At 68.1% G+C, this 24,264-nt stretch carries 23 protein-coding genes and 1 tRNA gene; 6 read left to right on the top strand and 18 right to left on the bottom strand.

The features are described 5' to 3' along the window. Positions 1–212: 212 nt before the first annotated feature. The 5 genes from O5I81_RS08195 to O5I81_RS08175 are packed head-to-tail and all read right to left on the bottom strand — an operon-like array spanning position 213 to position 3,448. Positions 213–641 (bottom strand): hypothetical protein, encoded by a 429-nt coding sequence (locus O5I81_RS08195; RefSeq protein ID WP_271068457.1) that lies wholly within the window; start codon positions 639–641, stop codon positions 213–215. Further along, positions 638–1,876, bottom strand: coding sequence for an NADH-quinone oxidoreductase subunit D (locus O5I81_RS08190; protein ID WP_271068456.1), 1,239 nt, complete (start codon positions 1,874–1,876; stop codon positions 638–640). The genes O5I81_RS08195 and O5I81_RS08190 overlap by 4 nt, the downstream gene beginning before the upstream one ends. Further along, on the bottom strand, positions 1,873–2,481 hold the full coding sequence (locus O5I81_RS08185) for an NADH-quinone oxidoreductase subunit C (RefSeq protein ID WP_271069008.1): 609 nt from the start codon (positions 2,479–2,481) through the stop codon (positions 1,873–1,875). The genes O5I81_RS08190 and O5I81_RS08185 overlap by 4 nt, the downstream gene beginning before the upstream one ends. 17 nt (positions 2,482–2,498) lie before the next feature. Next, positions 2,499–3,101 carry an NADH-quinone oxidoreductase subunit B gene (locus O5I81_RS08180; RefSeq protein ID WP_271068455.1) on the bottom strand — a complete coding sequence of 201 codons (603 nt, stop codon included), beginning with the start codon at positions 3,099–3,101 and terminating at the stop codon, positions 2,499–2,501. Then, positions 3,071–3,448 (bottom strand): NADH-quinone oxidoreductase subunit A, encoded by a 378-nt coding sequence (locus O5I81_RS08175; RefSeq protein WP_271068454.1) that lies wholly within the window; start codon positions 3,446–3,448, stop codon positions 3,071–3,073. The genes O5I81_RS08180 and O5I81_RS08175 overlap by 31 nt, the downstream gene beginning before the upstream one ends. Positions 3,449–3,553: 105 nt before the next feature. Here O5I81_RS08175 and O5I81_RS08170 point away from each other — a divergent pair, with 105 nt between their 5' ends. From O5I81_RS08170 to O5I81_RS08160, 3 genes are all read left to right on the top strand, one after another. Further along, positions 3,554–5,131, top strand: coding sequence for an AbgT family transporter (locus O5I81_RS08170; RefSeq protein ID WP_271068453.1), 1,578 nt, complete (start codon positions 3,554–3,556; stop codon positions 5,129–5,131). A 93-nt stretch (positions 5,132–5,224) separates the two neighbouring features. Further along, positions 5,225–5,301: transfer RNA gene (locus tag O5I81_RS08165), tRNA-Asp, on the top strand. A 74-nt stretch (positions 5,302–5,375) separates the two neighbouring features. Then, a complete protein-coding gene (locus O5I81_RS08160) occupies positions 5,376–5,837 on the top strand; it encodes a hypothetical protein (protein WP_271068452.1) in 462 nt (153 codons plus the stop codon). On the opposite strand, the gene O5I81_RS08155 is transcribed toward O5I81_RS08160, so the two are convergent. From O5I81_RS08155 to O5I81_RS08140, 4 genes are all read right to left on the bottom strand, one after another. Continuing rightward, the gene (locus O5I81_RS08155; protein ID WP_271068451.1) at positions 5,834–6,013 is read right to left on the bottom strand and encodes an Arc family DNA-binding protein; all 180 of its coding nucleotides are present in this window, start codon (positions 6,011–6,013) and stop codon (positions 5,834–5,836) included. The genes O5I81_RS08160 and O5I81_RS08155 overlap by 4 nt on opposite strands. Positions 6,014–6,017: 4 nt before the next feature. Next, complete coding sequence (locus O5I81_RS08150) at positions 6,018–6,902, bottom strand: SPFH domain-containing protein (protein ID WP_271068450.1); 885 nt, start codon at positions 6,900–6,902, stop codon at positions 6,018–6,020. 117 nt (positions 6,903–7,019) lie between these two features. Next, the gene (locus tag O5I81_RS08145; RefSeq protein WP_271068449.1) at positions 7,020–8,228 is read right to left on the bottom strand and encodes an acyl-CoA dehydrogenase family protein; all 1,209 of its coding nucleotides are present in this window, start codon (positions 8,226–8,228) and stop codon (positions 7,020–7,022) included. Between the two features lie 6 nt (positions 8,229–8,234). Continuing rightward, a complete protein-coding gene (locus tag O5I81_RS08140; RefSeq protein WP_271068448.1) occupies positions 8,235–8,525 on the bottom strand; it encodes a putative quinol monooxygenase in 291 nt (96 codons plus the stop codon). Between the two features lie 207 nt (positions 8,526–8,732). Here O5I81_RS08140 and ybaL point away from each other — a divergent pair, with 207 nt between their 5' ends. Then, positions 8,733–10,652, top strand: coding sequence for a YbaL family putative K(+) efflux transporter (ybaL, locus tag O5I81_RS08135; protein WP_271068447.1), 1,920 nt, complete (start codon positions 8,733–8,735; stop codon positions 10,650–10,652). Between the two features lie 148 nt (positions 10,653–10,800). On the opposite strand, the gene O5I81_RS08130 is transcribed toward ybaL, so the two are convergent. The 3 genes from O5I81_RS08130 to O5I81_RS08120 all read right to left on the bottom strand — a co-directional run bounded on the left by O5I81_RS08130 (position 10,801) and on the right by O5I81_RS08120 (position 12,437). Further along, on the bottom strand, positions 10,801–11,322 hold the full coding sequence (locus tag O5I81_RS08130; RefSeq protein ID WP_271068446.1) for a hypothetical protein: 522 nt from the start codon (positions 11,320–11,322) through the stop codon (positions 10,801–10,803). Between the two features lie 35 nt (positions 11,323–11,357). After that, positions 11,358–11,645 (bottom strand): hypothetical protein, encoded by a 288-nt coding sequence (locus O5I81_RS08125; RefSeq protein WP_271068445.1) that lies wholly within the window; start codon positions 11,643–11,645, stop codon positions 11,358–11,360. A gap of 96 nt (positions 11,646–11,741) precedes the next feature. Beyond that, a complete protein-coding gene (locus O5I81_RS08120; protein ID WP_271068444.1) occupies positions 11,742–12,437 on the bottom strand; it encodes a DnaJ family molecular chaperone in 696 nt (231 codons plus the stop codon). A 188-nt stretch (positions 12,438–12,625) separates the two neighbouring features. On the opposite strand from O5I81_RS08120, the gene O5I81_RS08115 reads away from it, so the two are divergent. Both O5I81_RS08115 and O5I81_RS08110 read left to right on the top strand, forming a co-directional pair. Next, the gene (locus O5I81_RS08115) at positions 12,626–16,219 is read left to right on the top strand and encodes a hydantoinase B/oxoprolinase family protein (RefSeq protein WP_271068443.1); all 3,594 of its coding nucleotides are present in this window, start codon (positions 12,626–12,628) and stop codon (positions 16,217–16,219) included. A 34-nt stretch (positions 16,220–16,253) separates the two neighbouring features. Then, positions 16,254–16,988, top strand: a complete 735-nt coding sequence (locus O5I81_RS08110; RefSeq protein WP_271068442.1) for a hypothetical protein — start codon at positions 16,254–16,256, stop codon at positions 16,986–16,988. A 330-nt stretch (positions 16,989–17,318) separates the two neighbouring features. Here the strand turns inward: O5I81_RS08110 and metH are convergent, their stop codons facing one another. From metH to O5I81_RS08080, 6 genes are read right to left on the bottom strand one after another with little or no spacing between them, the layout of a single operon-like run. Further along, complete coding sequence (gene metH / locus O5I81_RS08105; protein ID WP_271068441.1) at positions 17,319–19,985, bottom strand: methionine synthase; 2,667 nt, start codon at positions 19,983–19,985, stop codon at positions 17,319–17,321. Next, complete coding sequence (locus O5I81_RS08100) at positions 19,985–20,368, bottom strand: hypothetical protein (RefSeq protein WP_271068440.1); 384 nt, start codon at positions 20,366–20,368, stop codon at positions 19,985–19,987. The genes metH and O5I81_RS08100 overlap by 1 nt, the downstream gene beginning before the upstream one ends. Continuing rightward, positions 20,368–21,429 (bottom strand): homocysteine S-methyltransferase family protein, encoded by a 1,062-nt coding sequence (locus tag O5I81_RS08095; RefSeq protein WP_271068439.1) that lies wholly within the window; start codon positions 21,427–21,429, stop codon positions 20,368–20,370. The genes O5I81_RS08100 and O5I81_RS08095 overlap by 1 nt, the downstream gene beginning before the upstream one ends. Then, positions 21,426–22,286, bottom strand: a complete 861-nt coding sequence (bla, locus tag O5I81_RS08090; protein WP_271068438.1) for a subclass B3 metallo-beta-lactamase — start codon at positions 22,284–22,286, stop codon at positions 21,426–21,428. The genes O5I81_RS08095 and bla overlap by 4 nt, the downstream gene beginning before the upstream one ends. Beyond that, the gene (metF, locus tag O5I81_RS08085) at positions 22,283–23,215 is read right to left on the bottom strand and encodes a methylenetetrahydrofolate reductase [NAD(P)H] (RefSeq protein WP_271068437.1); all 933 of its coding nucleotides are present in this window, start codon (positions 23,213–23,215) and stop codon (positions 22,283–22,285) included. The genes bla and metF overlap by 4 nt, the downstream gene beginning before the upstream one ends. Further along, the gene (locus O5I81_RS08080) at positions 23,212–24,183 is read right to left on the bottom strand and encodes a metalloregulator ArsR/SmtB family transcription factor (protein ID WP_271068436.1); all 972 of its coding nucleotides are present in this window, start codon (positions 24,181–24,183) and stop codon (positions 23,212–23,214) included. Before O5I81_RS08080 ends, metF begins: the two co-directional genes overlap by 4 nt. Positions 24,184–24,264: the final 81 nt, after the last annotated feature.

Below are 24,264 nucleotides of genomic sequence, written 5' to 3'. Positions count from 1 at the left end.
GGCTTGGCCTGGCGGGCGCGGGCGGCGGCGATGGTTGCGGCGAGGGCTGCGAGCGCAGCGACAGTGAGGCCGATGATCATGACGCGGAAACTCCAGACCTGTTAACTGGAGGATACATAGGGGCTCGGCCACGGTCTATCCACCTGCAGAGGCCGATTGCCGCGGCAACGGCTTCACGCGGAGAGGCCCGCTGCACGAGACAGCGCCGCCCTTCAGACCTCTGGAGGCCGAGACGGAGGCGCCTTGGTCGAAAATCCCAGGAGGCGGCCAAACTGTCGATTCTGCTCGCGATGGGCGGCGCTCATCTGTGCGGACACCGCAGCGTTGGCTGACCGTACAGCGGGGAGTTGCTGCGCCAGCCAGACCGCCGCCCCACCTATCAGGCCGAAAGCGGGCAAGGCGGCGAAGCCAGCTATCCCCGGCTTCATGCCCAGTCCTACAAAGCCCTGGGCCAGCAATCCGCCAAGAAAGAGGGGAAAACCCAGGGCAAGCCAGGGTCCGTGCCAAGCGTAGGCGACCACAACCGCCTGCCATCGCTCGCGACGGCTCGGCAGTTTCGAGGCGTTGAGTGCATAAATCACCGCCCAGTCGAATACGGCGGCTATCAGCGCGCCGAAGACGAACTGAAAGAGGTAGCTCACCGATCGATTTCGCCGAACACGATATCCAGGCTGCCCAGGATCGCCGACACATCGGCCAGCATGTGGCCGCGGTTCATCCAGTCCATGGCCGCCAGGTGCGGGAAGCCCGGCGCGCGGATCTTGCAGCGGTAGGGCTTGTTGCTGCCGTCGCTGACCAGATAGACGCCGAACTCGCCCTTGGGCGCCTCCACCTGCGCATAGACCTCGCCTTCCGGGGTGCGGAAGCCTTCGGTGTAGAGCTTGAAGTGGTGGATCAGGGCCTCCATCGACCGCTTCATCTCGGCGCGGCGCGGCGGGGTGATCTTGTTGTCTTCCGTCATCACCGGGCCGCGCACGGTGCGCAGCTTTTCACAGGCCTGGCGGATGATCCTGGTCGACTCGCGCATCTCCTGCATGCGGCAGAGGTAGCGGTCGTAGCAGTCGCCGTTCTTGCCCAGCGGGATCTGGAAGTCGAAGTCGTTGTAGCACTCGTAAGGCTGATTGCGGCGCAGGTCCCAAGCGATGCCCGAGCCGCGCACCATGACGCCCGAGAAGCCCCAGGCCAGGGCCTGTTCCTTGGTCACCACGCCGATGTCGACGTTGCGCTGCTTGAAGATGCGGTTCTCGGTGATCAGGCCTTCGATGTCGTCGCAGACCTTCGGGAAGGCGATCGCCCACTTGTCGATGTCTTCGACGAGCCGATCAGGCAGGTCCTGGTGGACGCCGCCGGGGCGGAAGTAGTTGCTGTGCAGACGAGCGCCGCAGGCGCGCTCGTAGAAGATCATCAGCTTCTCGCGCTCCTCGAAGCCCCACAGCGGCGGGGTCAGGGCGCCGACGTCCATCGCCTGGGTGGTGACGTTGAGAAGGTGGTTCAGAACCCGGCCGATTTCCGAATACAGCACCCGGATGATGCTGCCGCGGATCGGCACCTCGACGCCCAGCAGCTTCTCGATGGCCAGGCAGAAGGCATGCTCCTGGTTCATCGGCGCCACGTAGTCGAGGCGGTCGAAGTACGGGATGTTCTGGAGGTAGGTGCGGGCCTCCATCAGCTTCTCGGTGCCGCGGTGCAGCAGGCCGATGTGCGGATCGACCCGCTCGACGACTTCGCCGTCCAGCTCCAGCACCAGGCGCAACACGCCGTGGGCTGCCGGGTGCTGCGGGCCGAAGTTGAGGTTGAACTTGCGGACCGGGGTCTCGGGGATGCCGTCGTGTTCGCTGGCGTAGGTCGGTTGATCGGGGGTGATCACGTCGCTCATTGGCCGCCCTCCTTCGCCTTGTCATCGCCCGGCAGCGCGTACTGCGCGCCTTCCCAGGGGCTGAGGAAATCGAAGTTGCGGAACTCGGCGATCTTCACCGGCTCGTAGACCACCCGCTTCAGCTCGTCGTCGTAGCGGACCTCGACGTAGCCGGTCATCGGGAAGTCCTTGCGCAGCGGATGCCCGTGGAACCCGTAGTCGGTCAGGATGCGGCGAAGGTCCGGGTGGTTGTCGAAGAAGATGCCGTACATGTCGAACGCCTCGCGCTCGAACCAGTCGGCGACCGGATAGACCGGGGTGATCGACGGCACGGCGGTGTCCTCGTCGGTCGCCACCTTCACGCGGATGCGGTGGTTCTTCACCATCGACAGCAGGTGGTAGACGACGTCGAACCGTTGGGCCCGCTCGGGGTAGTCGACGCCGGCCAGATCGACCAGCTGCTGAAAGCGGGTGTCCGGATGGTCGCGCAGGAAGGTCAGGGCCTCGACGATGCGGTTCATCTGGGCGCTGACCGTCAGCTCCCCGAACTCGACCTTCCAGGAGACGATCGATCCGGCGCTGTTGGCGACGATGCTCTGGCCGAGCGCTTCGAGGCTCGCGTCCAGTTCGGCATGGGTCAGGCTCATCGCTCGATGGTCCCCGTCCGGCGGATTTTTTTCTGCAGCTGCAGCACCCCGTAGACCAGCGCCTCGGCGGTCGGCGGACAGCCCGGCACATAGATGTCGACGGGCACCACGCGGTCACAGCCACGAACGACTGAGTACGAGTAATAGTAGTAGCCGCCGCCGTTGGCGCAGCTGCCCATGGAGATGACGTAGCGGGGCTCCGGCATCTGGTCGTAGACCTTGCGCAGGGCCGGGGCCATCTTGTTGGTCAGGGTGCCGGCGACGATCATCACGTCCGACTGGCGCGGGCTGGCGCGCGGCGCGAAGCCGTAGCGCTCCAGGTCATAGCGCGGCATGGCCGAGTGCATCATCTCGACGGCGCAGCAGGCCAGGCCGAAGGTCATCCACATCAGGCTGCCGGTGCGGGCCCAGGTGATCAGGTCGTCGGCCGCCGCGACCACGAAGCCCTTGTCGGCCAGGCGGTCGGAGATGGCGTCGAAATAAGGGTCGTGGACCTTGGGGTCGTAGGCCGGGACCGTCGAGCGAGCGCCGCTCAGAGCCGGAACCGCAGCCGTGCTGCCCGGAACGATTACTCCCATTCCAGGGCTCCCTTTTTCCATTCGTAGATGAAGCCGACGGTCAGCACGCCCAGGAAGGTCATCATCGACCAGAAGGCGAAGATCGAGGCGTCCTTGGGCAGGTTCATCAGGCTGACCGCCCAGGGGAAGAGGAAGGCCACTTCCAGGTCGAAGATGATGAACAGGATCGACACCAGATAGAAGCGGACGTCGAACTTCATCCGCGCGTCGTCGAAGGCGTTGAACCCGCACTCGTAGGCCGAGACCTTTTCGGGATCCGGCGCGCTCGGCGCCAGGATGGCGGCGCCGAAGACGAAGACGAGGCCGATGACCAGCGCGATCCCGAGGAAGATCAGGATGGGCAGGTAGTTGAGCAGGAAGGCGTCCATGGTTTCCCCGAGGAGGAGTCGCGCGCGTTGTAGACCAAGGGATGCGGGGGTTCAAAGGGTTCTGCGCGCTTGCTGAATCTTCGGGGCCATGCCGATATCGCCGTTATGAGCAAACGCCCGTTGGCCTTGCGATTCCTCGACGGCGTCGAACGCCTCGGCGACCGGCTTCCCGATCCGGTCTTCATCTTCGTCTGGCTGATCGGCGCCCTGATCGTGGCCAGTGTGATCTGCGCCGGGCTCGGCCTGTCGGTGGTCAATCCCGGCACCGGCGAGACCATGGTCGCCCAGAGCCTGCTCAATACAGAGAACCTGCGTCGGCTGTGGGTGGAGATGCCCAGGACCCTGACCAGCTTCCCGCCGCTGGGCATGGTGCTGCTGGTCATGCTGGGGGCCGGCGTCGCCGAAAGGGTCGGCCTGCTCAGCGCCGCCATCCGGGGCCTGGTGCGCCATACGCCAAAGCGCCTGCTGGCCCCGGTCATCATCCTGCTGGGCCTCTTGAGCAACCAGGCCGCCGACAGCGGCTTCGTCGTCCTCATTCCCCTGGCCGGCGTCGCCTTCGCCGCCGCCGGGCGGCACCCGCTGGCCGGCATGGCGGCGGCCTTCTCGGCCTGCGTCGGGGCCTTTGCCGGCAATCCGACTCCCAGCCAGTTCGACGCCCTGATTCTCGGCTTCACCGAACCGGCGGTGCACATCCTCGACGCCGGCTGGAAGGTGAACCTGGTCGGCAACTGGTGGTTCACCGCCGCCGCCGCCGCCTTCATCGTGCCGATCGGCTGGTGGGTCACCGAGGCCATCGTCGAGCCGCGCCTGGGCCCGTGGATCCCGCCGCAGGATCACCGCCCCTCCGACATGCCCCTCGCCCCGGAAGAGCGCAAAGGCCTGATCCTCGCCGGCCTGGCCGTCGTCGGCGTCGTCGGCCTTTGGACGCTGATGACCGTCCTGCCGACCGGTCCCCTGCTCGACCGCACCGTGGCCGGCATGGGCCAGTGGACGCCCTTCTTCCGCTCGCTGGTCGCCGGCTTCTTCGTCCTGTTCCTGCTGGCCGGCATCGCCTTCGGGGCCAGCGTGGGACTGATAAGGAGCCACCGCGACGTCGTGCGGCTGGCCGGCGAGTCGATGATCGCCATGGCCCCCTACATCGTGCTGGCCTTCGCCGCCGCCCACTTCATCGCCATGTTCACCTGGTCGAACCTCGGGGCCATCGTCGCCATCAACGGGGCCGAAGCGCTGAAGGCGACCGGCGTGCCGCTGGTCTTCATGCTGCTCGGCGTCGTCGTCCTGACCGCCTTCCTCGACCTCTTCATCGGCTCGGCCTCGGCCAAGTGGGCGGCGCTGGCGCCGGTGCTGGTGCCGATGTTCATGCTGCTGGGCGTCTCGCCGGAGATGACCACGGCCGCCTACCGCATGGGCGATTCGACGGTGAACATGGCCAGCCCCCTGATGCCCTACTTCCCGCTGGTGCTGGCCTTCGCCCAGCGCTGGGTTCCGACCCTGGGCGTCGGCGGGCTGATGAGTTCGGTCCTGCCCTACAGCATGGCCTTCATGGTGGTGGCGCTCGGGGTCACCGGCCTGTGGGGGGTGATGCAGTGGCCGACCGGTCCGGCCGCGCCGTTCCACTACAGCGCCCCGTCCGCGCCGGCGCCGGGAACCCCGATCGTCCCCTACAAGCCGCCCGCGCACTGAATTTCGGAACGCCCCCCAAAAAGCTTTCGGCCTTCGCTTGACACCGCTGGAGCATCCCCCTATTCCGCCCTCCTCGCGCTGCTGCGAAGCGATGCGGATGTAGCTCAGTTGGTTAGAGCGCCGGCCTGTCACGCCGGAGGTCGCGGGTTCGAGTCCCGTCATTCGCGCCACTCTTCCCCCAGATTTTAGGCATTCGCACCCTCCGGGGTCCGGCTAGCGTGCGCGCTCCATCGGGAGATCGCCCATGTCCGCCTTGCTTGCCCTGACCCTCGCCGCCGCGCTGTATGAGCCGGCCAACCCCAACGCCGGCGAGTTCGCCCAGACCGGCTATGTCCGCGCCCCCATCACCGCCGCCGACAGGAAGATCGACAAGCTGCCCGCCGCCATCGCCGAGTGGAATGGCGCCGCCTGGTGGCAGGCCCTGACCTGGTGCTCGGTGATGCATGGCGTCCAGAAGCTGCGCCTGGAGAAGGCCGGGGCGCCGCAGGCCGCCCTCCTCGAGCAGCAGAAGCTCAACCAGACCTACATCGACCTGGCCATGGCCCGCCTGGTCGCGGACCGCCACGTCACGCTCGACCAGGCCTGGGAGAACTTCGGCGAGGCCGAAGACGCCTACTGGACCTACGCCTACATGTACCAACCGCTGAACTACGAGCGCGAGGCCATGACCTGCCGCCTGTTTCAGACCCGGGTGGCGCGGCTCTAGTCCTTGTCCTTCGGTGGCTCCTTTTTGAGCCGCCCCCGCTTCGCCAACCCCTCCCGCACCAGCACCTCGAGCTGCGCGTTGACACTGCGCAGCTCATCGGCCGCGAGGCGCTCGACCGCGTCGAGCACCTCGGGCTTCATCCGCAAGAGGAAGGCGCGCTTGCCGGGGCTGGCCATGAGCCTAGTACAGTGAGCCGGTGTTGAGCACGGGCTGGGCCTCGCGGTCGGCGCAGAGCACGACCAGCAGGTTGGAGACCATCACCGCCTTGCGCTCCTCGTCCAGCTCCACCACGCCGCGTTCCGACAGCTGCTGCAGGGCGCTCTCGACCATGGTCACCGCGCCGGTGACGATCATCGCCCGCGCCGCCAGCACCGCATGGGCCTGCTGGCGCTTCAGCATCGCCCCGGCGATCTCCGGCGCATAGGCCAGGTGCATCAGGTGGGTCTCGTCGACGACGATCCCGGCCACCGCCACCCGCTCCTGCAGGTCGCCCTTCAGCCGCTCGCCGACGATCTCGGCGTCGGCCCGCAGGGTCGGCTCGCCGTCCTCGGCATGGTCGTAGGCATAGTGACGGGCCACCTCGCGCAGGGCGGTCTCGATCTGGATGTTGATGAAGGCCTGGTAGTCGTCGACGTCGAACAGGGCCTGGGCCGAATCGGCCACGCGCCAGACCACATTGGCGGCGATCTCGATCGGGTTGCCGCCCTTGTCGTTGACCTTCAGCATCTCGCTGGTGACGTTGCGCACCCGCATGCTGATCTTCTTGCGGCTATACCAGGGCAGCACCCAGCGCAGGCCGGTGGTGCGGTCCGTACCCTTGTAGTTGCCGAACAGGGTGATGGCCGAGGCCTCGTTCGGCTGCAGCATGTAGAAGCCGGCCATGGCGATGGAGGCGACGACGATGGCGCCGATGCCCAGCAGTCCCTGGATCGGTTGGTCCTCAATGTTGATAACCTGCGACCCGCCCGCCAACAGCAGGATCAGCGACACCAGCAGGATCAGCAGCCCGTTGACGCCGCCGCCGGGCCGTTCTGTCGTCTTGTTGATCGCCTTGTGCTCAGTCATCTCTCAGCCCTCCGAAATTGATATGAAAATGATATCACTTTTGGGGCGGCGCACAAATTAAAACGGGGACACGTTGGAATCCAACGTGTCCCCTCTTCATCCTTCTGGTGGTGTCGCCTAAAGCCCCAGCACCAGCTTCGCCATGATGTTCCGCTGGATCTCGTTCGAGCCGGCGTAGATCGAGGCCTTGCGGTAGTTGAAGTACGCCCCCGCCGCCGGCGCCGCATAGTCCGGCCCGGGGAAGTAGTCGTTGCCGCCCGCGAAGGCCGGGGCATAGGGCGCGCCATAGTGGCCGACCGCCTCCAGCACCAGCTCGGTGATCGCCTGCTGCGCCTCGCTGCCGGCGCACTTCAGCATCGACGATGCCGGCCCGACCGGCTCGCCGCCCTCCATGGCCGAGAAGATGCGCAGCTCGGTGGCGTTCAGCGCCTCCACCTTGATCTCCAGCTCGGCGATCTTGCGGCGGAAGTCATGGTCGAGGATGAGCGGCTCGCCGTCGTCGCCCAGTTCGGCCGAGGCGATCTTCCGCACCTTCTTCAGCGCGTTCATCAATCCCGGCGCATAGGCGTTGCCGCGCTCGAACTCGAGCAGGTACTTGGCATAGGTCCAGCCCTTGCCCTCCTCGCCGATCCGCTGCGAGACCGGCACGCGCACGTCGGTGAAGAAGACCTGGTTGATCTCCTGCTGCCCATCGACCGGCTGGTCCAGTGTCGGCAGCGACTTGATCTCGATTCCCGGTGTATCCATCCGCAGCAGCAGGAAGCTGATCCCGTTCTGCGTCTTGGCCTCCTGGCTGGTCCGCACCAGGCAGAACATCCAGTCGGCCCACTGCGCATGGGTCGTCCAGATCTTCGACCCGTTCAGCACATAGTCGTCGCCGTCGCGGTCGGCCTTCATCTGCAGGGACGCAAGGTCGGACCCCGATCCCGGCTCCGAATAGCCCTGGCACCACCAGATGTCGGAGTTCAGGATCGGCGGCAGGTGCTGCGCCTTCTGCTCGTCGGTGCCGAAGGCCATGATCACCGGCGCCACCATCTTCAGCCCCATGGGCGAGGACTGCGGCACGCCGGCCAGGCTCATCTCCATGTTGAAGATGTAGCGTTGCGAGGCGCTGAACCCCGCCCCGCCCAGCTCGACGGGCCAGTCCGGCGCCGCCCAGCCTTTTGCCGCCAGCTTCTTCTGCCAGGCGACCTGACCGGCCTTGTCGAGATAGCCGTTCTTCGACTGGCCCAGCTGCTTGCGCAGGGCCTCGTCGTAGTTGGCGGCGATCCACTCCCGGACCTCCTTCTGGAAGGCCCGGTCGGCGTCGGAGAAGGCGAGATCCATGGCGGGCTACTCGACGCCGTCGAGGTATTCGATCTCCGGACGGCCGGCCATCGTCGGGCCCATCGCCGCGCCGGCGGCCTTGAAGTAGTCGGTGCCGCCGTGGTGCTTCAGGGCGTCCTCGTTGGCGTACAGCTCCAGCACCTTGTAGACGCCCGGTTCCGTACGGCTCTTGGTCAGCTGGTAGGCGATGCAGCCCGGCTCATTGGCCTTCACCTTGGCCGCCAGGTCGAGGAACACCTTTTCGAACTCCGCCGCCTTGGCTTCCTGCACGAACAGCTTGGCCACAACACCGATCATCACGTCTCTCCCGAACAAATGTTTGACTGACCATGGCGCGGCCCGCGCCCGGGGGCAAGCATGACGTCGCGCAAGGCTCGCGTCTGACCGGCGTCGTCCGGCCCTGCCTGCGACAATCTGGCGCGATTGTTATCTCGCGCCGGTCACATGTCATCACGAACGCCTCTCCCGATCGTTACAGTTGCAACGGTCAACGTCAGGAGACCCATGCCCCACCACACGCCCCTCATCGCCACCATCTGCGCAGGCATCGTCGTCGCCTTCATTCTCGGCGCCATCGCCCAGCGCCTGCGCCTGTCGCCCCTGGTGGGGTATCTGCTTGCGGGGGTGCTGGTCGGGCCGTTCACGCCCGGCTTCGTGGCCGACCAGGATCTGGCCAGCCAGCTGGCCGAGATCGGGGTCATCCTGCTGATGTTCGGGGTGGGGCTGCACTTCTCGATCAAGGACCTGATGAAGGTCCGCGCCATCGCCATTCCCGGCGCCATCGGCCAGATGGCCGCCGCCACCCTGCTGGGCATGGGCCTGGCCTGGCTGCTCGGCTGGGGCATGGTCGCCGGCCTGGTCTTCGGCCTCGCCCTCTCGGTCGCCTCCACCGTCGTGCTGCTGCGCGCCCTGCAGGAGCGCCGCATCCTGCAGACCGACCGCGGCAAGATCGCCGTCGGCTGGCTGATCGTCGAGGACCTGGCCATGGTCCTGGCCCTGGTGCTGTTGCCGGCCCTGGCCGGGACCATCACCGGCGAGGGGGATCAGAACTGGCTGCTGGCCCTGGGCATCACCCTGGCCAAGGTCGCCGCCTTCGTCGCCTTCATGCTGATCGTCGGGCGCAAGGTCGTGCCCTGGCTGCTGCACTGGGCCGCCCACACCGGCAGCCGCGAGCTGTTCCGCCTGGCCGTCCTCGCCATCGCGCTCGGTGTCGCCTTCGGGGCCGCCACCCTGTTCGGCGTCTCCTTCGCGCTCGGGGCCTTCTTCGCCGGCATGATCCTCGCCGAGAGCGAGCTCAGCCACCGCGCCGCCGAGGAGACCCTGCCCCTGCGCGACGCCTTCGCCGTGCTGTTCTTCGTCTCGGTCGGCATGCTGTTCAACCCGATGGTCGTGGTCCAGCAGCCCTGGGCCCTGGCCGCCACCGTGGCCATCATCATGGTCGGAAAGTCGCTGGCCGCCTGGGGCATCATCCGCCTGTTCGGCCACGGCCAGTCGACCGCCCTCACCGTCTCGGCCAGTCTCGCCCAGATCGGCGAATTCAGCTTCATCCTCGCCACCCTCGGCGTCGGCCTGAAGCTGATGCCCAAGGACGCCCAGGACCTGATCCTCGGCGGAGCGCTGTTCTCGATCATGCTCAACCCGCTGATCTTCGCCCTCGCCGCGCGGCGCGTCGACAAGGCCAGCGCCAACGACCGGGAGCCGGGGGTCACCGCCCTCACCCCCACGGCCATGACCGGCCACAACGTCGTCGTCGGCTACGGCCGGGTCGGCTCGGCCGTAGCCGCCGGCCTCAGCGCCGCCGGCCAGTCCATCCTGGTGCTGGAAGACTCCGACGACCTGGGCATTAACGCCCAGAGCCAGGGCATCGACACCGTCACCGGCAACGCCACCGACGTGCGCGTGCTGGACGCCGCCGCCCTGGACCGCGCCGCCCGCCTGTTCGTCGCCATCCCGCGCGCCTTCGAGGCCGGCCGCATCGTCGAGCGCGCTCGTCAGGTCAACCCGAGCCTCGACATCGTCGTCCGCGCCCACTCCGACGCCGAGGTCGAGCATCTGATGGGCCTGGGCGCCACCGAGGTGATCATGGGCGAACGCGAGATCGCCCGCCGCATGCTCGAACGCCTGGACGCCCCGGCCGCGCCGGTCGCCCGCCCGGCCGAATCGCCGCCGGTTGATGCTGGCGACCGCCCGATTCTCGAAGACGCCGAACTGGCCCTGCTGCACGGCCTGCGCCGCCTGAACATCTGGCCGGGCGAGTCGGTGTCGAAGGGCCACCTGCTGGCCGACGCCGAAATCCGCCTCTTCCCGATGGATCGCCTGGAAGCCGCCCTGCAGACCCTCAGCGCCAAGGCCTGCATCCAGGACTGGGGCGACGGCCGCATCGCCCCGACCCGGATGGGGTTTCTGGCGGCGATGGGGGGATAGCGTCGCGCCCCACCAGAAAAAGCACTGTCATCCTCCGACCGCGAAGCGGATCGGGGGACCCAGGCCGGCTCCGGAAAGACTCCCGGGCAATCTCCACGCGGAAAGTTGGGTCCCCCGGCTCCCGCTTCGCGGGCCCGGAGGATGACAGCTATTGTTTGGGAGCGTTCTTCCCCGCCATCGCCTCGGCATAGCGCCGCAGCACGGTGCTGTACTGATCCCCCGTCTCGACCATGACGATGTCCTCGAACGGATAGTCCAGCGGCTCGCTCATCCAGGCCCCGGCCCCGTCGATCAGCTTCAGCCGCACGGCGGTGTCGAACACGGCCAGGATCTTGCCGACCTCCATCTCGTCACCGTCATGCAGGCAGACCGTCGCATCCACCGCCAGCGCCGAGGCGAACAGCGCCCGGAAGCCCGACAGGTTCAGCCAGTCGAAGGCCTCGGTCGGCACCGCCCCGTTCCAGGCCAGGATCGCCTGCCGGTCCTTGTGGATCGGATCTCGGCTGACCGTTTCGATGTGCTCCAGGGGGATGATCCGCACCCCGTCGCTGCTCCAGGCCTCGAACACCTCGAGCAGCACGAAGCCGCCGGTCAGACCGACGATGAAGCCCTCATGCTCCTCGCCCCCGACCTCGTCCTTCAATACGATTTCAATGTAGTCGCCGGCCACCAGATGGGGCCGCAGCCGCGATGCGGTGGTCAGGGTCAGCGCCGCTCGTTCCAGCCGTAGGCCACCCAGTGGTGACCCCCGACCTTGTGGGCCTCGATGACGCCGTCATCGGCGGCGCGGGCCCGGGCCTTGCTCCTGGCGCGGCCGGCGAGGGCGACGAAGGCCAGGGTGGCGCTGGTCATGATGGCCAGGACGACGACGGTGGTGACGGCGAACACGGTAAGCACGGAGCCGATGATCACGGCCGCGACGGTGGCCAGCAGGCCGCCGATCCAGGCCAGGGCCTTCATTCCGGTCGCGCCCCCGCGGGTCGTCTGGTTCATCACCACTCCTCCGGACATCTTATGGGACGTCCATGACCACATACTTTGGCCGTCCGGCCTGAACGTCAACCAAATGCGCGGTTCAGGAGGCAATTTTTAGGCCGCGCCCATCATCCCCAGCTCGCGACGCTCGGCCATGGCCGTGTCGAAGGCGGCGTTGATTGAGGCGGCCTTGGCCTCGGCCACGGCGATGAACTCCTCGGGCAGGCCGCGGGCCCGGGCCCGGTCCGGGTGGGCCGCCGACAGCTGCTTCTTCCACTCGGCCCGCAACTCCTCGTCGGAGGCGTCGGGCAGCACGCCCAGGATCACGTACGGATCGTCCCGGCCGGCCCCGAGGTGAGTCGCCTTCAGCCGCCGCAGGGTCAGCCGCGACAGCCCGAACAGGTCCGACACCCGCTCCAGATACTCGAGCTCATCCTGCGTCACCGCCCCGTCCGAACCGGCGATATGGAACAGCCCGTCGAGCACGTCCTCCAGCAGCTGCGGGCATCCCCGGTAACGTTTGGCCAGCCGCCGCGCATAGCTCTCGAAGCCCAGCGACGTCTGCCGCGCCAGCTCATAGAGCCGCCGCACATTGCGCTCCGAGCCCTCGTCCGGCTGGAACACGGTGGCGAAGGCGGCGTATTCGGACTGGTCGGCTCGCCCGTCGGCCTTGGCCAGCTTGGCGCCCAACGCCGTCACCGCCGTCGAGAACGCGGGGTCCTCGCCGGGCAGTCCCGCAGGGCAGTCGGGACATTCGGCTTCGTCCACGCGGTTCGCGGCGAGCCTTGCAATGTTGCGCCAAAAGGTCATGGGAAGGAGATCACAGGATACGACGATGGCGGCCACATGACAATGACGGCGAGAACGGCGGTGCGTGAACAGCGGGGACATGTTGGATTTCCGCAGGAAAGCCAACGTGTCCCCTCTTCCTCGACGGTCACAAAAGACGGGACACGTACGGTTTTCTGCGAAAACCGAACATGTCCCGGAGCCCCCAAATGACCCGCTGGTCTTTCTGGATCGATCGCGGCGGCACCTTCACCGACGTCGTCGCCCGTGACCCGACCGGCGCCGAACACACCCTCAAGCTCCTCTCCCAGTCCCCCGCCTACGCCGACGCCGCCGTCGAGGCCATGCGCCGCCTCCTGCAGGCCCCGCCCGGCCAGCCCTTCCCGGCAACCCAAGTGGAGGCCATCAAGATGGGCACCACCGTCGCCACCAACGCCCTCCTGGAGCGCAAGGGCGCCGCCACCCTGCTGGTGACCACAAAGGGATTCGCCGACGCCCTGGTCATCGGCGACCAGTCCCGCCCCGAGCTCTTCGCCCTCGACCTCGTCCGCCCGGATCCGCTCTACAGCGCCGTGCTCGAAGCCGACGAACGCCTGGCCGCCGACGGCGCCGTCGTCCGCCCGCTCGACGAGGCCGCCCTCGCCGCCGCCCTCGCATCCGCCCGCACAAACGGCGCCACCTCCGTCGCCATCGCCTTCCTCCACAGCGACCTCAACCCCGCCCACGAGCTCGCCGCCGGCAAACTCGCGCAGGCCGCCGGCTTCACCTACGTCGCCCTCTCCAGCGAGGTCTCCCCCCTCCCCCGCTTCGTGCCCCGCGCCGAGACCGCCGTGGCCGACGCCTACCTGACCCCCGTCCTGCGGGCCTACGTCGACCAGGTCGCCAGCGCCGTGAACGGCGCCCCCCTGTGGTTCATGACCAGCGCCGGGGCCCTGGTCCGCGCCGACGCCTTCCGGGGCAAGGACGCCGTCGTCTCCGGCCCGGCCGGCGGTGTCGTCGGCGTCGCCGAGACGGCCCGCCAGGCGAATGCCCCCGCCGTCCTCGGCTTCGACATGGGCGGCACCTCGACCGACGTCTGCCGATTCGCCGGCGTCCTCGAACGGCGCGACAAGGCCAATGTCGCCGGCGCCAAACTCCGCTCCCCCATGCTCGACGTCGAGACCGTCGCCGCCGGCGGCGGCTCGATCCTGGCCTTCGACGGCATGCGGGCCCGCGTCGGCCCGGGCAGCGCCGGTGCCAACCCCGGCCCCGCCGCCTACGGTCGCGGCGGTCCCGCCACCGTCACCGACGCCAACCTCGTCCTCGGCCGCCTCGATCCCGCATACTTCCCCAGCATCTTCGGCCCGACCGCCGACGCCCCGCTGAACGTCGCGGCCGCCCGCCAGGTCCTGACTGACCTCGCCGCCGCCATGGGCCTGCCGACGCCTGAGACCGCCGCCGAGGGCTTCATCGCCGTCGCCGTCGAGCACACCGCCCAGGCCATCCGCCGCATCTCCACCGAACGCGGCTTCGACCCCCGCGACCACGCCCTCGTCGCCTTCGGCGGCGCGGCCGGCCAGATCGCCTGTGACGTCGCCGACGCACTCGGCATGACGACGGTGCTGAGCCCTCGCCCCGCCTCCCTGCTCTCCGCCTGGGGCATCGGCCAGGCCAGGGTCCGCGCCCTGCGCCAGGCCGGCCTCGAAGCCCCCCTCTCCGCCGACGGCCTCACCGCCGCCGCCGCCCTCGCCGACCGCCTCACCACCGAAGCCACCGAAGCGCTGGCCGCCCAGGGCTCGGCGCCGGGCGATCGCACCATCCGCCTGATGCTCCGCTACGACGGCGCCGACGCCGTCCTCCCCGTGCCGCCCGCCGACCAGGCCACGGTGAAAGCCGCCTTCGAACAGGCCCACCAACGCCTGTTCGGCTTCATCGAGCCGGCCAGAACCATCCTCATCGCGTCGGTCGAAGTCGAAGCGGAGGAACGGGCTCAAAATACCTGTCATCCCGGCCGCAGCGAAGCGGAGAGCCGGGACCCAGGGGCCACCACACAGCACGCGGCCCCTGGGTCCCGGGTCGCCCTGCGGGCGCCCGGGATGACAGAAGAGGGTGTGCCGGGGACAGTCGATGCAGACACCCTCACCACACTCCCCGGCCCCGCCCTCATCGTCCGCGGCGACACCCAGATCGCCGTCGCCGCCGGCTGGACCGCCGCCCGCGAAGAGGACGGCCTCATCCGCCTGACCCGCACCACCGCCCGCGCCGTCGCCGAATCCGATACCAGCCGCCCCGACCCCGTCACCCTCGAACTCTTCAACCGCCGCTTCATGGGCGTCGCCGAGGCCATGGGCGCCGCCCTCGAACGCACCGCCCATTCGGTCAACATCAAGGAGCGGCTCGACTTCTCCTGCGCCCTGTTCGACACCGACGGCGGCCTGGTCGCCAACGCCCCCCACATGCCCGTACATCTCGGCAGCATGGGCGCCTCGGTCCGCGCCGTTCAGGCCCGCCACGCCAGCTTCGCCCCCGGCGACGCCTTCGTCCTCAACAACCCCTACTTCGGCGGCACCCACCTGCCCGACATCACCGTCGTGATGCCGGTCTTCATGGACCCGTCCGACGCCCAACCCAGCTTCTACGTCGCCGCCCGGGGCCACCACGCCGACGTCGGCGGCGTCCAGCCGGGCTCCATGCCCCCCTTCTCGAAGACCATCGACGAAGAGGGCGTCATGCTCGACGCCCTGCCCATGATGCGAAAAGGCGTCTTCCTCGAAGCCGAAACCCGCGCCGCGCTTGCGACCGGCCGCTGGCCCGCCCGCGCCCCCGACCGCAACATCGCCGACCTCAAGGCTCAACTCGCCGCCTGCCAGGCCGGCGCCGCCGCCGTCGCCCAGATGATCGAAAGCCACGGCGCCAGAACCGTCGCCCGCTACATGGCCTTCGTGCAGCAGAACGCCGAAGCCAGCGTCCGCCGCGCCATCGAGAAACTCACCGACGGCGAGGCCCGCGTCCCTCTGGACGGAGCCGGCGAGATCGTCGTCAAGGTCACCGTCGATCCTGTCGCCCGCGAGGCCACCCTCGATTTCCGCGACAGCGCCGACCAGCTGGCCACCAACTTCAACGCCCCCAGCGCCATCGTCAGCGCCGCCGCCCTCTACGTCTTCCGCACCCTGGTCGACGACGAGATCCCGCTCAACGCCGGCTGCCTGGCCCCGCTCAACATCCTCACCCGCGAAGGCTCGATGCTGGATCCGCATCCGCCGGCCGCCGTCGTGGCCGGCAATGTCGAGACCAGCCAGCATGTCGTCGACGCCCTCTATGCGGCGCTCGGCGTCACGGCCAATGGCCAGGGCACGATGAACAACTTCACCTTCGGCGACGAGGACCGGCAGTACTACGAGACCATCTGCGGCGGCTCCGGCGCCACCGCCCGCGGTCCCGGGACCAGCGCCATCCACACCCACATGACCAACAGCCGCCTGACCGACCCGGAAATCCTCGAACGCCGCTTCCCGGTCCGCGTCGAGCATTTCGGCATCCGCCACGGCTCCGGCGGGGCCGGCAAACACCCTGGCGGCGACGGGGCCGTGCGCCGCATGAGGTTCCTCAGCCCCATGGACGCGGCGTTGCTTTCGAGCCGCAGGCTGAACGTTCCGTGCGGAATCCAGGGCGGATCGCCCGGTTTGCCCGGCGCGCAACGTTTGATTGCCACAAACGGCGAGGTAAGAAGCCTCACCGGCTGTTTCTCCGTCCGCGTGGACGCCGGTGACATCATCGAGATCGAAACCCCGGGGGGCGGTGGTTTCGGCCTCGCCGATGTCTGAGCTGCCCGTGTTCGCCTCTGACCAGGACCTTTGAATGGCCCCGATCCTTCCCCTGCTCCTCTCCCTGATGCTGATCCAGGAGGCCGCCCCGGCCCCGGAAGCCCAAGCCGAGGCGCCCGCCCCCGCCGCCGCTCCGGCTGAAGTGGAATACCCGGTGCCGCCCGGCGCGCCGGAAGACGACTACGGCCTGGTCGCCTGGTGCTTCGGCGCCCTCGACGGCCACATGAGACTCTATGACAAGGTGCTGCCCGAGGTCACCCGCATCGAGACCGAGATCGCCAGGATCCCGGGCGCCCCGCCCGCCGACATGCAGGCCTACAAGGACCAACGCACGGCCGGCCGCGATACCCTCAAGCTGTTCCGGGGCTCGATGGAAGCGGCCGAGAAGGCCTCCGCCAAGCCGATCAGCCCCTATGGCGCCGAACAGCTGAAGCGCGGCGCCGGCGTCTGGTCCACCATCCGCGACACCAAGGACCAGAAGTATCTGGCCCGCGAATGGATGAGCTGGGGCCTGCCCGGCCGCTGCCTGCCCACCGCCCAGAAGCTGGCCACCCGCTCAAAACTGTTCGGCACAGCCCTGTCCTACAACGCCAGGCCCGCCGCCGCCCCGGAAGCCCCGGCCGCCGACCCGGTCGGCGACGCCGTCAGCGAGGCCCAGGCGGCTGAACCGACGGTCGCGCCGCCTGAAGACGCCGCCCCTGCCGAACAGCCGGCAGACACCGCCCAGCCGGAAGAAACCCCGGCCCCCGACCTGCGCGGCCCGCAATAAGTCTAGACATATTCATCTTCCGCCGCCGGAAGCTGAAACGGGGACACATTGAATTGCCACTGACGCCAACGCCAGGGTTCTCTCCGGTCGGGCGCGGCGATTCAATGTGTCCCCTCCTGCCGTCAGCGGCGCAAAAACACCCTGCCAACAGGCAACCTCACCCCCCACACAACCATAACGCCGGCCCTACCGTTCTGTAGCCCGACCACAACCTTTTCCGGCCCCGACTCGGACCTTATAATTCCGCAATTTCAATAGCTTATTGTAAATCAACGGCTCGACAGCCGTCAATCGCGGTATAATAGCCAACCGCTTCGATAAGGCCCGCCCCTAGGCCGCCGCGTCCCGCGCCGCCGCCATCGGGTCGTAGGCCAGGATCGGCGCCAGCCAGCGCTCGGCCGTCGCCAGGTCCCAGCCCTTGCGGGCCGCGTAGTCCGCCACCTGGTCACGGTCGATCTTGCCGACCCCGAAGTAGTGGGCCTGCGGGTGGGCGAAGTAGAGGCCCGAGACCGAGGCCGGCGGGCTCATGGCGTAGCTTTCGGTCAAGGCCATGCCGGTGTGATGTTCGGCGTCGAGCAGTTTGAACAGCGTCGCCTTCTCGGTGTGGTCCGGCTGAGCCGGGTAACCCGGCGCCGGGCGGATACCCTGGTACTTCTCGGCGATCAGGGCGTCGATATCGAACGGCTCGTCGGGGGCGTAGCCCCAGAGCTGGGTGCGGACCTGCCGGTGCAGCGATTCGGCGAAGGCCTCGGCCAGACGGTCGGCAAGGGCCGCCGACAGGATGGCGTTGTAGTCGTCGCCGGCCGCCTTGTACTTCGCGGCGATCTCGGTTTCGCCATGGCCGGCGGTCACCGCGAAGGCGCCGATCCAGTCCTGGGCCTTGTCGGCCGGGGCGACGAAGTCGGACAGGGCCAGGTTGGCCTTGCCGCCGGTCTTGTCCATCTGCTGGCGCAGGGTGTGGAAACGGGCCAGCTCCGTGGTGCGGCTCTCGTCCGAGAACACCGCGATATCGTCGCCCACCGCCTGGGCCGGCCAGAAGCCGACAACCCCCTTGGCGGTGAACCACTGCTCCTCGACGATGCGCTTCAGCATCGACTGGGCGTCACGGTACAGGTCGGTCGCCGCCTCCCCGACGATGTCGTCCTCGAGGATGGCCGGGAACCGCCCGACCAGCTCCCAGCTGGCGAAGAAGGGCGTCCAGTCGATGTGGCGGGCGAGATCGGCGAGGTCGCCCTCGATGGCTTGCACGCCGATGAAGCTCGGCTTCACGGTCGGCTGCTCGGTCCAGTTCACCGGGTGGGCGTTGGCCCGCGCCCGCGTGATCGGCGTGCGGTTCTTGGCCTCCTGGCCGCGGGCGAACTGCTCACGCACCCGGATGTATTCGTCCCGCGTCACGGCCTCGAGATTGGGTCGCTCGTCGGACAGCAGGCCCGACACCACGCCCACCGCCCGGCTGGCGTCGAGCACATAGGTGGTCGAGGCGCGCCGGTAAGCCGGCTCGATCTTCACCGCCGTATGGGTCTTGCTGGTCGTCGCCCCGCCGATCAGCAGGGGGATGTCGAACCCGCGCCGCTCCATCTCGGCGGCGACAAAGACCATCTCGTCCAGCGACGGGGTGATCAGGCCGGACAGCCCGATGATGTCGACATTGTGCGCCTTGGCCTCGTCGAGGATGCGGTCGGCCGGGACCATGACGCCCAGGTCGATGACCTCGTAGTTGTTACACTGCAGGACCACCCCGACGATGTTCTTGCCGATGTCGTGGACGTCGCCCTTGACCGTGGCCATCAGGATCTTGCCCGCCGCCTTGCGTGGCTGGCCTTCCTTCTCGGCCTCCATGAAGGGCATCAGCCAGGCCACCGCCTGCTTCATCACCCGGGCCGATTTCACCACCTGCGGCAGGAACATCTTGCCCGAGCCGAACAGGTCGCCGACCACGTTCATGCCGTCCATCAACGGGCCTTCGATGACATGCAGCGGCCGTTCCGCCTGCAGGCGCGCTTCCTCGGTGTCGGCGTCGATGAATTCTGTGATGCCGTGGACCAGGGCGTGGGTCAGCCGCTCCTGCACCGTGCCGCTGCGCCAGGCCTGGTCGGCCACCTTGGCCACCGTCCCGTCGCCCTTGTACTTGGGCGCGAGATCCACCAGCCGCTCGGTCTGCGATCCGCCGGCCTTGGGCTTGCGGTTGAGGATCACATCCTCGACCGCCTCGCGCAGTTCGGCCGGGATGTCGTCGTACACCGGCAGGTCGCCGGCGTTGACGATGCCCATGTCCATGCCGGCGTTGATGGCGTGATACAGGAACACCGAGTGGATCGCCCGCCGCACCGGCTCGTTGCCCCGGAAGCTGAACGAGACGTTCGACACCCCGCCCGAGACGCGCGCCCAGGGCAGTTGCTGCTTGATCGCCCGCGTCGCCTCGATGAAGTCGACCGCATAGTTGTCGTGCTCCTCGATCCCCGTCGCCACGGCGAAGATGTTGGGATCGAAGATGATGTCCTCGGGCGGGAAACCGACCTCGTCGACCAGGATCCGATAGGCCCGGGTGCAGATCTCGATCTTCCGCGCCGCCGTATCGGCCTGCCCCTGCTCGTCGAAGGCCATGACCACCACCGCCGCGCCGTAGCGCAGGCACAGGCGCGCATGATGCCGGAAGGTCTCTTCCCCCTCCTTCATGCTGATCGAGTTGACGATGGCCTTGCCCTGCACGCACTTCAGCCCGGCCTCGATCACCTCCCACTTGGAGCTGTCGATCATCACCGGCACCCGGGCGATGTCCGGCTCGGCGGCCAGCAGGTTCAGGTAGGTGACCATGGCCTGCTTCGAATCCAGCAGGCCCTCGTCCATGTTGATGTCGATGACCTGGGCGCCGGCCTCGACCTGCTGGCGCGCCACGGCGAGCGCCGCCGTGTAGTCGCCGTCGACCACAAGCTTACGGAATTTGGCCGAGCCGGTGACGTTGGTCCGCTCACCGACGTTGACGAAGACAGGTCTCACTACAGCATCCCGTTATCAATGGCGGGCTCACGGCCCCCGAGGGCAAGGCGGCGACTGATCACCGCCTGCGGCAGACCGGCGGCGACAGCCTTCATCACCGGCCCGGGCCCCTGCCCATGAAGTTGTTTCAGGCCCGCGACCGCCGAACGAAGCTGGGCCTTGGAGGCCCCGGCCACGACCAGCTTGAAGGCCTCGAAGTCGCTCGTCGCCAGCACCGGATCACCCGGCGCCGGCCCGATATCGACGCGCACCGCCGTCTGCACCAGGGCGTTGACCAGCACGGCGGCGGCCTTGTCGTTGGTGGCACGGCCGAGCCGGCTGCGCAGGTCGCGCAGCAGCTCGGTCTCCGTGGTGGTCAGGCCGTCAGCCTTGTCGAGTTTCATCACGCCAGCTCGAACGGTTCCAGCCCCGCCAGGCGCATGGCCTTCGGCCGCTCCGGGATCGGCCGGGGTTTCTTGCCCTTCACCGCTTCGGCGACATGCCGGATATGGTCCGGCGTCGTGCCGCAGCAGCCGCCCAGGATGTTGACCAGGCCGCTGTCGGCCCACTCTTCCAGGTGACAGGCCGTCTGGTGCGGCTCCTCGTCGTACTGGCCCATGGCGTTGGGCAGGCCGGCGTTGGGATAGGCGGCGACCAGGGTGTCGGCGACCCGGCTCATCTCGGCGATGTGCGGCCGCATCAGGTCGGCGCCGAGCGCGCAGTTGAAGCCGATGGCGAACGGGCTGGCGTGCTTGACGCTGTTCCAGAAGGCTTCCGCCGTCTGGCCGGAGAGCGTCCGCCCCGACCGGTCGGTGATGGTGCCGCTGATCCAGATCGGCAGCCGCTCATAGCCCTCGTCCTCGAGATCCATGATCGCCTTGATGCAGGCCTTGCAGTTGAGGGTGTCGGTGATGGTCTCGATCAGGAACAGGTCGACGCCGCCGTCGTGCAGCGCCTGCACCTGCTCGCGATAGGCCTCATAGACCTGGTCGAAAGTGACCAGCCGGGCGCCCGGATCGTTCACGTCCGAGCTCATCGACAGCATCTTGTTCAGCGGCCCGATCGAGCCGGCCACGAATCGCGGCTTGTCCGGCTCGGCCGCCGTGAACTTGTCCGCCGCCGCCCGGGCCAGCCTGGCGCCCTCGAAGTTGATGTCGCGCACCGCCGACTGGCAGCCATAGTCCTCCTGGGCGATCCAGGTGGCGCTGAAGGTGTTGGTCTCGCTGATGTCGGCGCCGGCCGCGAAATAGGCCTCGTGCAGCTTCTGCACCAGGTCCGGCCGGGTCAGGCAGAGGATGTCGTTGTTGCCCTTCAGATGGATGCTGTGGTCCTTGAAGCGCTCGGCCCGGAAGTCCTCCTCCGACAGGCCCTCGCGCTGGAACATCACGCCCCAGCTGCCATCGAGGATGAGGATGCGGTCCCTGGCGGCCTGGTGAAGGGCGGCGATGCGGTCCTGTCTGGTCATGATCCGGCCTGCTGCTTGGAGAGCTGCGCCTCGAAGTCCGCCTTCGACCTGACGGTGACCGTGGGCAGCTCGGTGGGATCGACGAATGGGTTGGGCTTGCCCGGCCCCAGGGCGGCGCGCTTGGCGGCCAGGTTCATCTGGTCCGGGTGCGGGGCCAGGAAGACATCGGCCTGCATCCCCGCCAGCTTGGTGAAGGTCTTCTGATAGTCGGCGACGATGCCCGGATACTGCGGGTTGGGGGCCAGGCGGTTCGCGGCCACCGAGGTGCTGCACCAGAAGATCACCTTGTAGCTCTTGGACCCGTCCTTCACCGAGGTCGTCCAGGACGTGCAGCCCTTGGTGTGGCCCGGCGTGAGGTTGGCCTTCAGGGTGTTGGATCCGACCGACAGGGTCTCGCCGTCGGCGACCGTCTTGTCGACCTTCACCGGCGGGAAGTTGTAGGCGGTCACCGTCTCGGAGCCGATGTACTTGCCGCCCTCCAGGGCCGCCTTGTCGCCGGCGCTGGCGATGACCACCGCGCCGGTGTCCTTCTTCAGCTGGGCCAGGGCCCCGGCATGGTCGAAGTGGGCGTGGCTGTTGAGGATCAGATCGACGTCGGACAGTTTGAAGCCCAGCGCCTTGATGTTGGCCTCGACGAGGGCGGCGTTCTGCGGCATGCCGCCGTCGATCAGGATGTGGCCCTTGGAGCTGGTGATCAGCCAGGCCGACAGCCCTTCGGTGCCGACATAGTAGATGTTGCCGATGACCTGGAAGCCGGTGGTCGGCTTGGTCCAGCTGGCCGGCATCTGCGCCGAGGCGCTGACCACGAACAGAGCGCTGGCGGCGGCGACGGAAAGGGCGAGTTTTTTCAAGGTCATGCTGCGGCCTCCTCCGGCGTCTTCGCCGGTTCGCGCACCCCCAGCACCCGGCAGATGGCATACACCAGATCGGCCCGGTTGAGGGTGTAGAAGTGGAAATCGGAGAAGCCCTGCTCCTCCAGCTTGGCGCACATCTCGGCGGCCACGCTGCAGGCGATCAGACGGCGGGTGTCGGGATCGACATCGAGCCCGTCGAACAGGTTGCCCAGCCAGCCGGGGATCGAAGCCCCGCAGGCGCCCGACATCTTCACCAGCCCCTTGAAGTTGCTGACCGGCATGATGCCCGGCGAGATGGGAATGGTGATCCCCGCCGCCCGCACCTTCTCCATGAAGCGCAGGAAGGGGTCGATCTCGAAGAAGAACTGGGTGATGCCGCGCGTTGCGCCGGCGTCCACCTTGGCCTTCAGGACGTCGATGTCGTGCTGGATGTTCGGGCTCTCGGGATGCCCCTCGGGATAGACCCCGACCAGCACCTCGAACGGCTGGATGGCCCGGGCCGCCCGGGTCAGTTCGGTGGCGTTGGCATAGCCGTCGGCGCGCGGCACATAGGCCCCGCCGATCGAGCCGGGCGGATCGCCGCGCAGGGCCACCAGGTGCCGCACCCCGGCGTCCCAGTAGTCGCGGATTACCTGATCGACGTCCGCGCAACTGGCCTCGACGCAGGTCAGGTGCGCCGCCGGCTTGAGGCTGGTCTCCTCGACGATGCGCTTGACGGTCCGGTGCGTGCGGTCACGGGTCGAGCCGCCGGCCCCATAGGTCACCGAGACGAAGTCCGGCTGCAGCGGTTCGAGGCGGCGGATGGCGGTCCACAGGTTCTCTTCCGCTTCGGGTGTCTTTGGCGGCGAGAACTCGAAGCTGATGCCGAGCTTGCGGTTGGGCCGTTCGGCCGAGCGGGCGACCGGTCCGATGACACGGCGGGGCGGGCTCATGCGGCGCTCCTGTTGGCGTTGGCCGGGCGCGTCCCGGTCCAGATCTTGATGGTCAGGCCTTCGCCATTGGCGGTCGGCAGGGTCTCGCTCAGCTGGCCCTCGAGCCCGGCCCCCTCCAGCCAGCGCAGGATCTCGGCGTCCGAGAAGCCGAGGCGCCGGTGCTGATGCTGGCTGCGCAGGAATTCCAGGCTGTGAGGCGCAAAATCGATGATCAGCAACCGTCCGCCCGGCGCCACCAGCCGCGCGGCCTCGCTGACGGCGGCGACGGGGTCGCCCAGATAGTGGAGCACCTGATGCACCGTCACCAGATCGGCGCTGCCGGCCGGCAGGCCGGTGGCGAAGATGTCGCCATGGCGCAGTTCGCAGGTGGCGAGGCCCGCCTCACTGACGTTGACCCGGGCGATGTTGAGCATCTGCTGCGACAGGTCGAGGCCAATGGCCCGCTCGGCCCGCTGGCCCAGCAGGGTCAGCATCCGTCCCGTGCCCGCGCCCAGATCGACCAGCCGGCCGATGGCGCCCTGGCCCGCCGCCTGGTTGATCGCCGCCTCGACCTGCGTCTCAGAGGCGTAGAGGGAACGAATTTCATCCCATCGCGCCGCGTTTCTGGCAAAATAGGCTGCCGCTTCGTTAGTGCGCTCGGCCTTGACCGCCGCCAGTTGGTCACCGTCCCGGCGCAACACCGGATCGGCCTCGTCGGTCAGATCGAGGACACTATCGACCAGCAACCGGGCCGGCCCCGAGCCGGTCAAACGATAGAAGACCCAGGCCCCGTCGGGGAATCGCTGCACAAGCCCGGCCTCGGCCAGCAGCTTGAGATGCCGCGAGACCCGCGGCTGGCTCTGGTCCAGAATGCGGCACAGTTCGAGGACGCTGAGTTCCTCGGCCGCCAGCAGGGCGAGGATGCGCAGACGGGTCGGCTCGCCGGCCGCGCGCAGCATCTCCACCGTCTGGATCGATCCCTGGGACATCAGGGATATAAAGATATCTTTATGTGTTTAAGTCAAGTCTTGGTGGGCCGGGCGATCTGTACGGTCCCGCCTCGCCCAGGA

This window comes from Caulobacter sp. NIBR1757, assembly GCF_027912495.1.
Taxonomy (GTDB): Bacteria; Pseudomonadota; Alphaproteobacteria; order Caulobacterales; family Caulobacteraceae; genus Caulobacter.
Note: the sequence above shows the minus strand (reverse complement) of the source record. Positions and strands in the feature narration are given on the sequence as shown.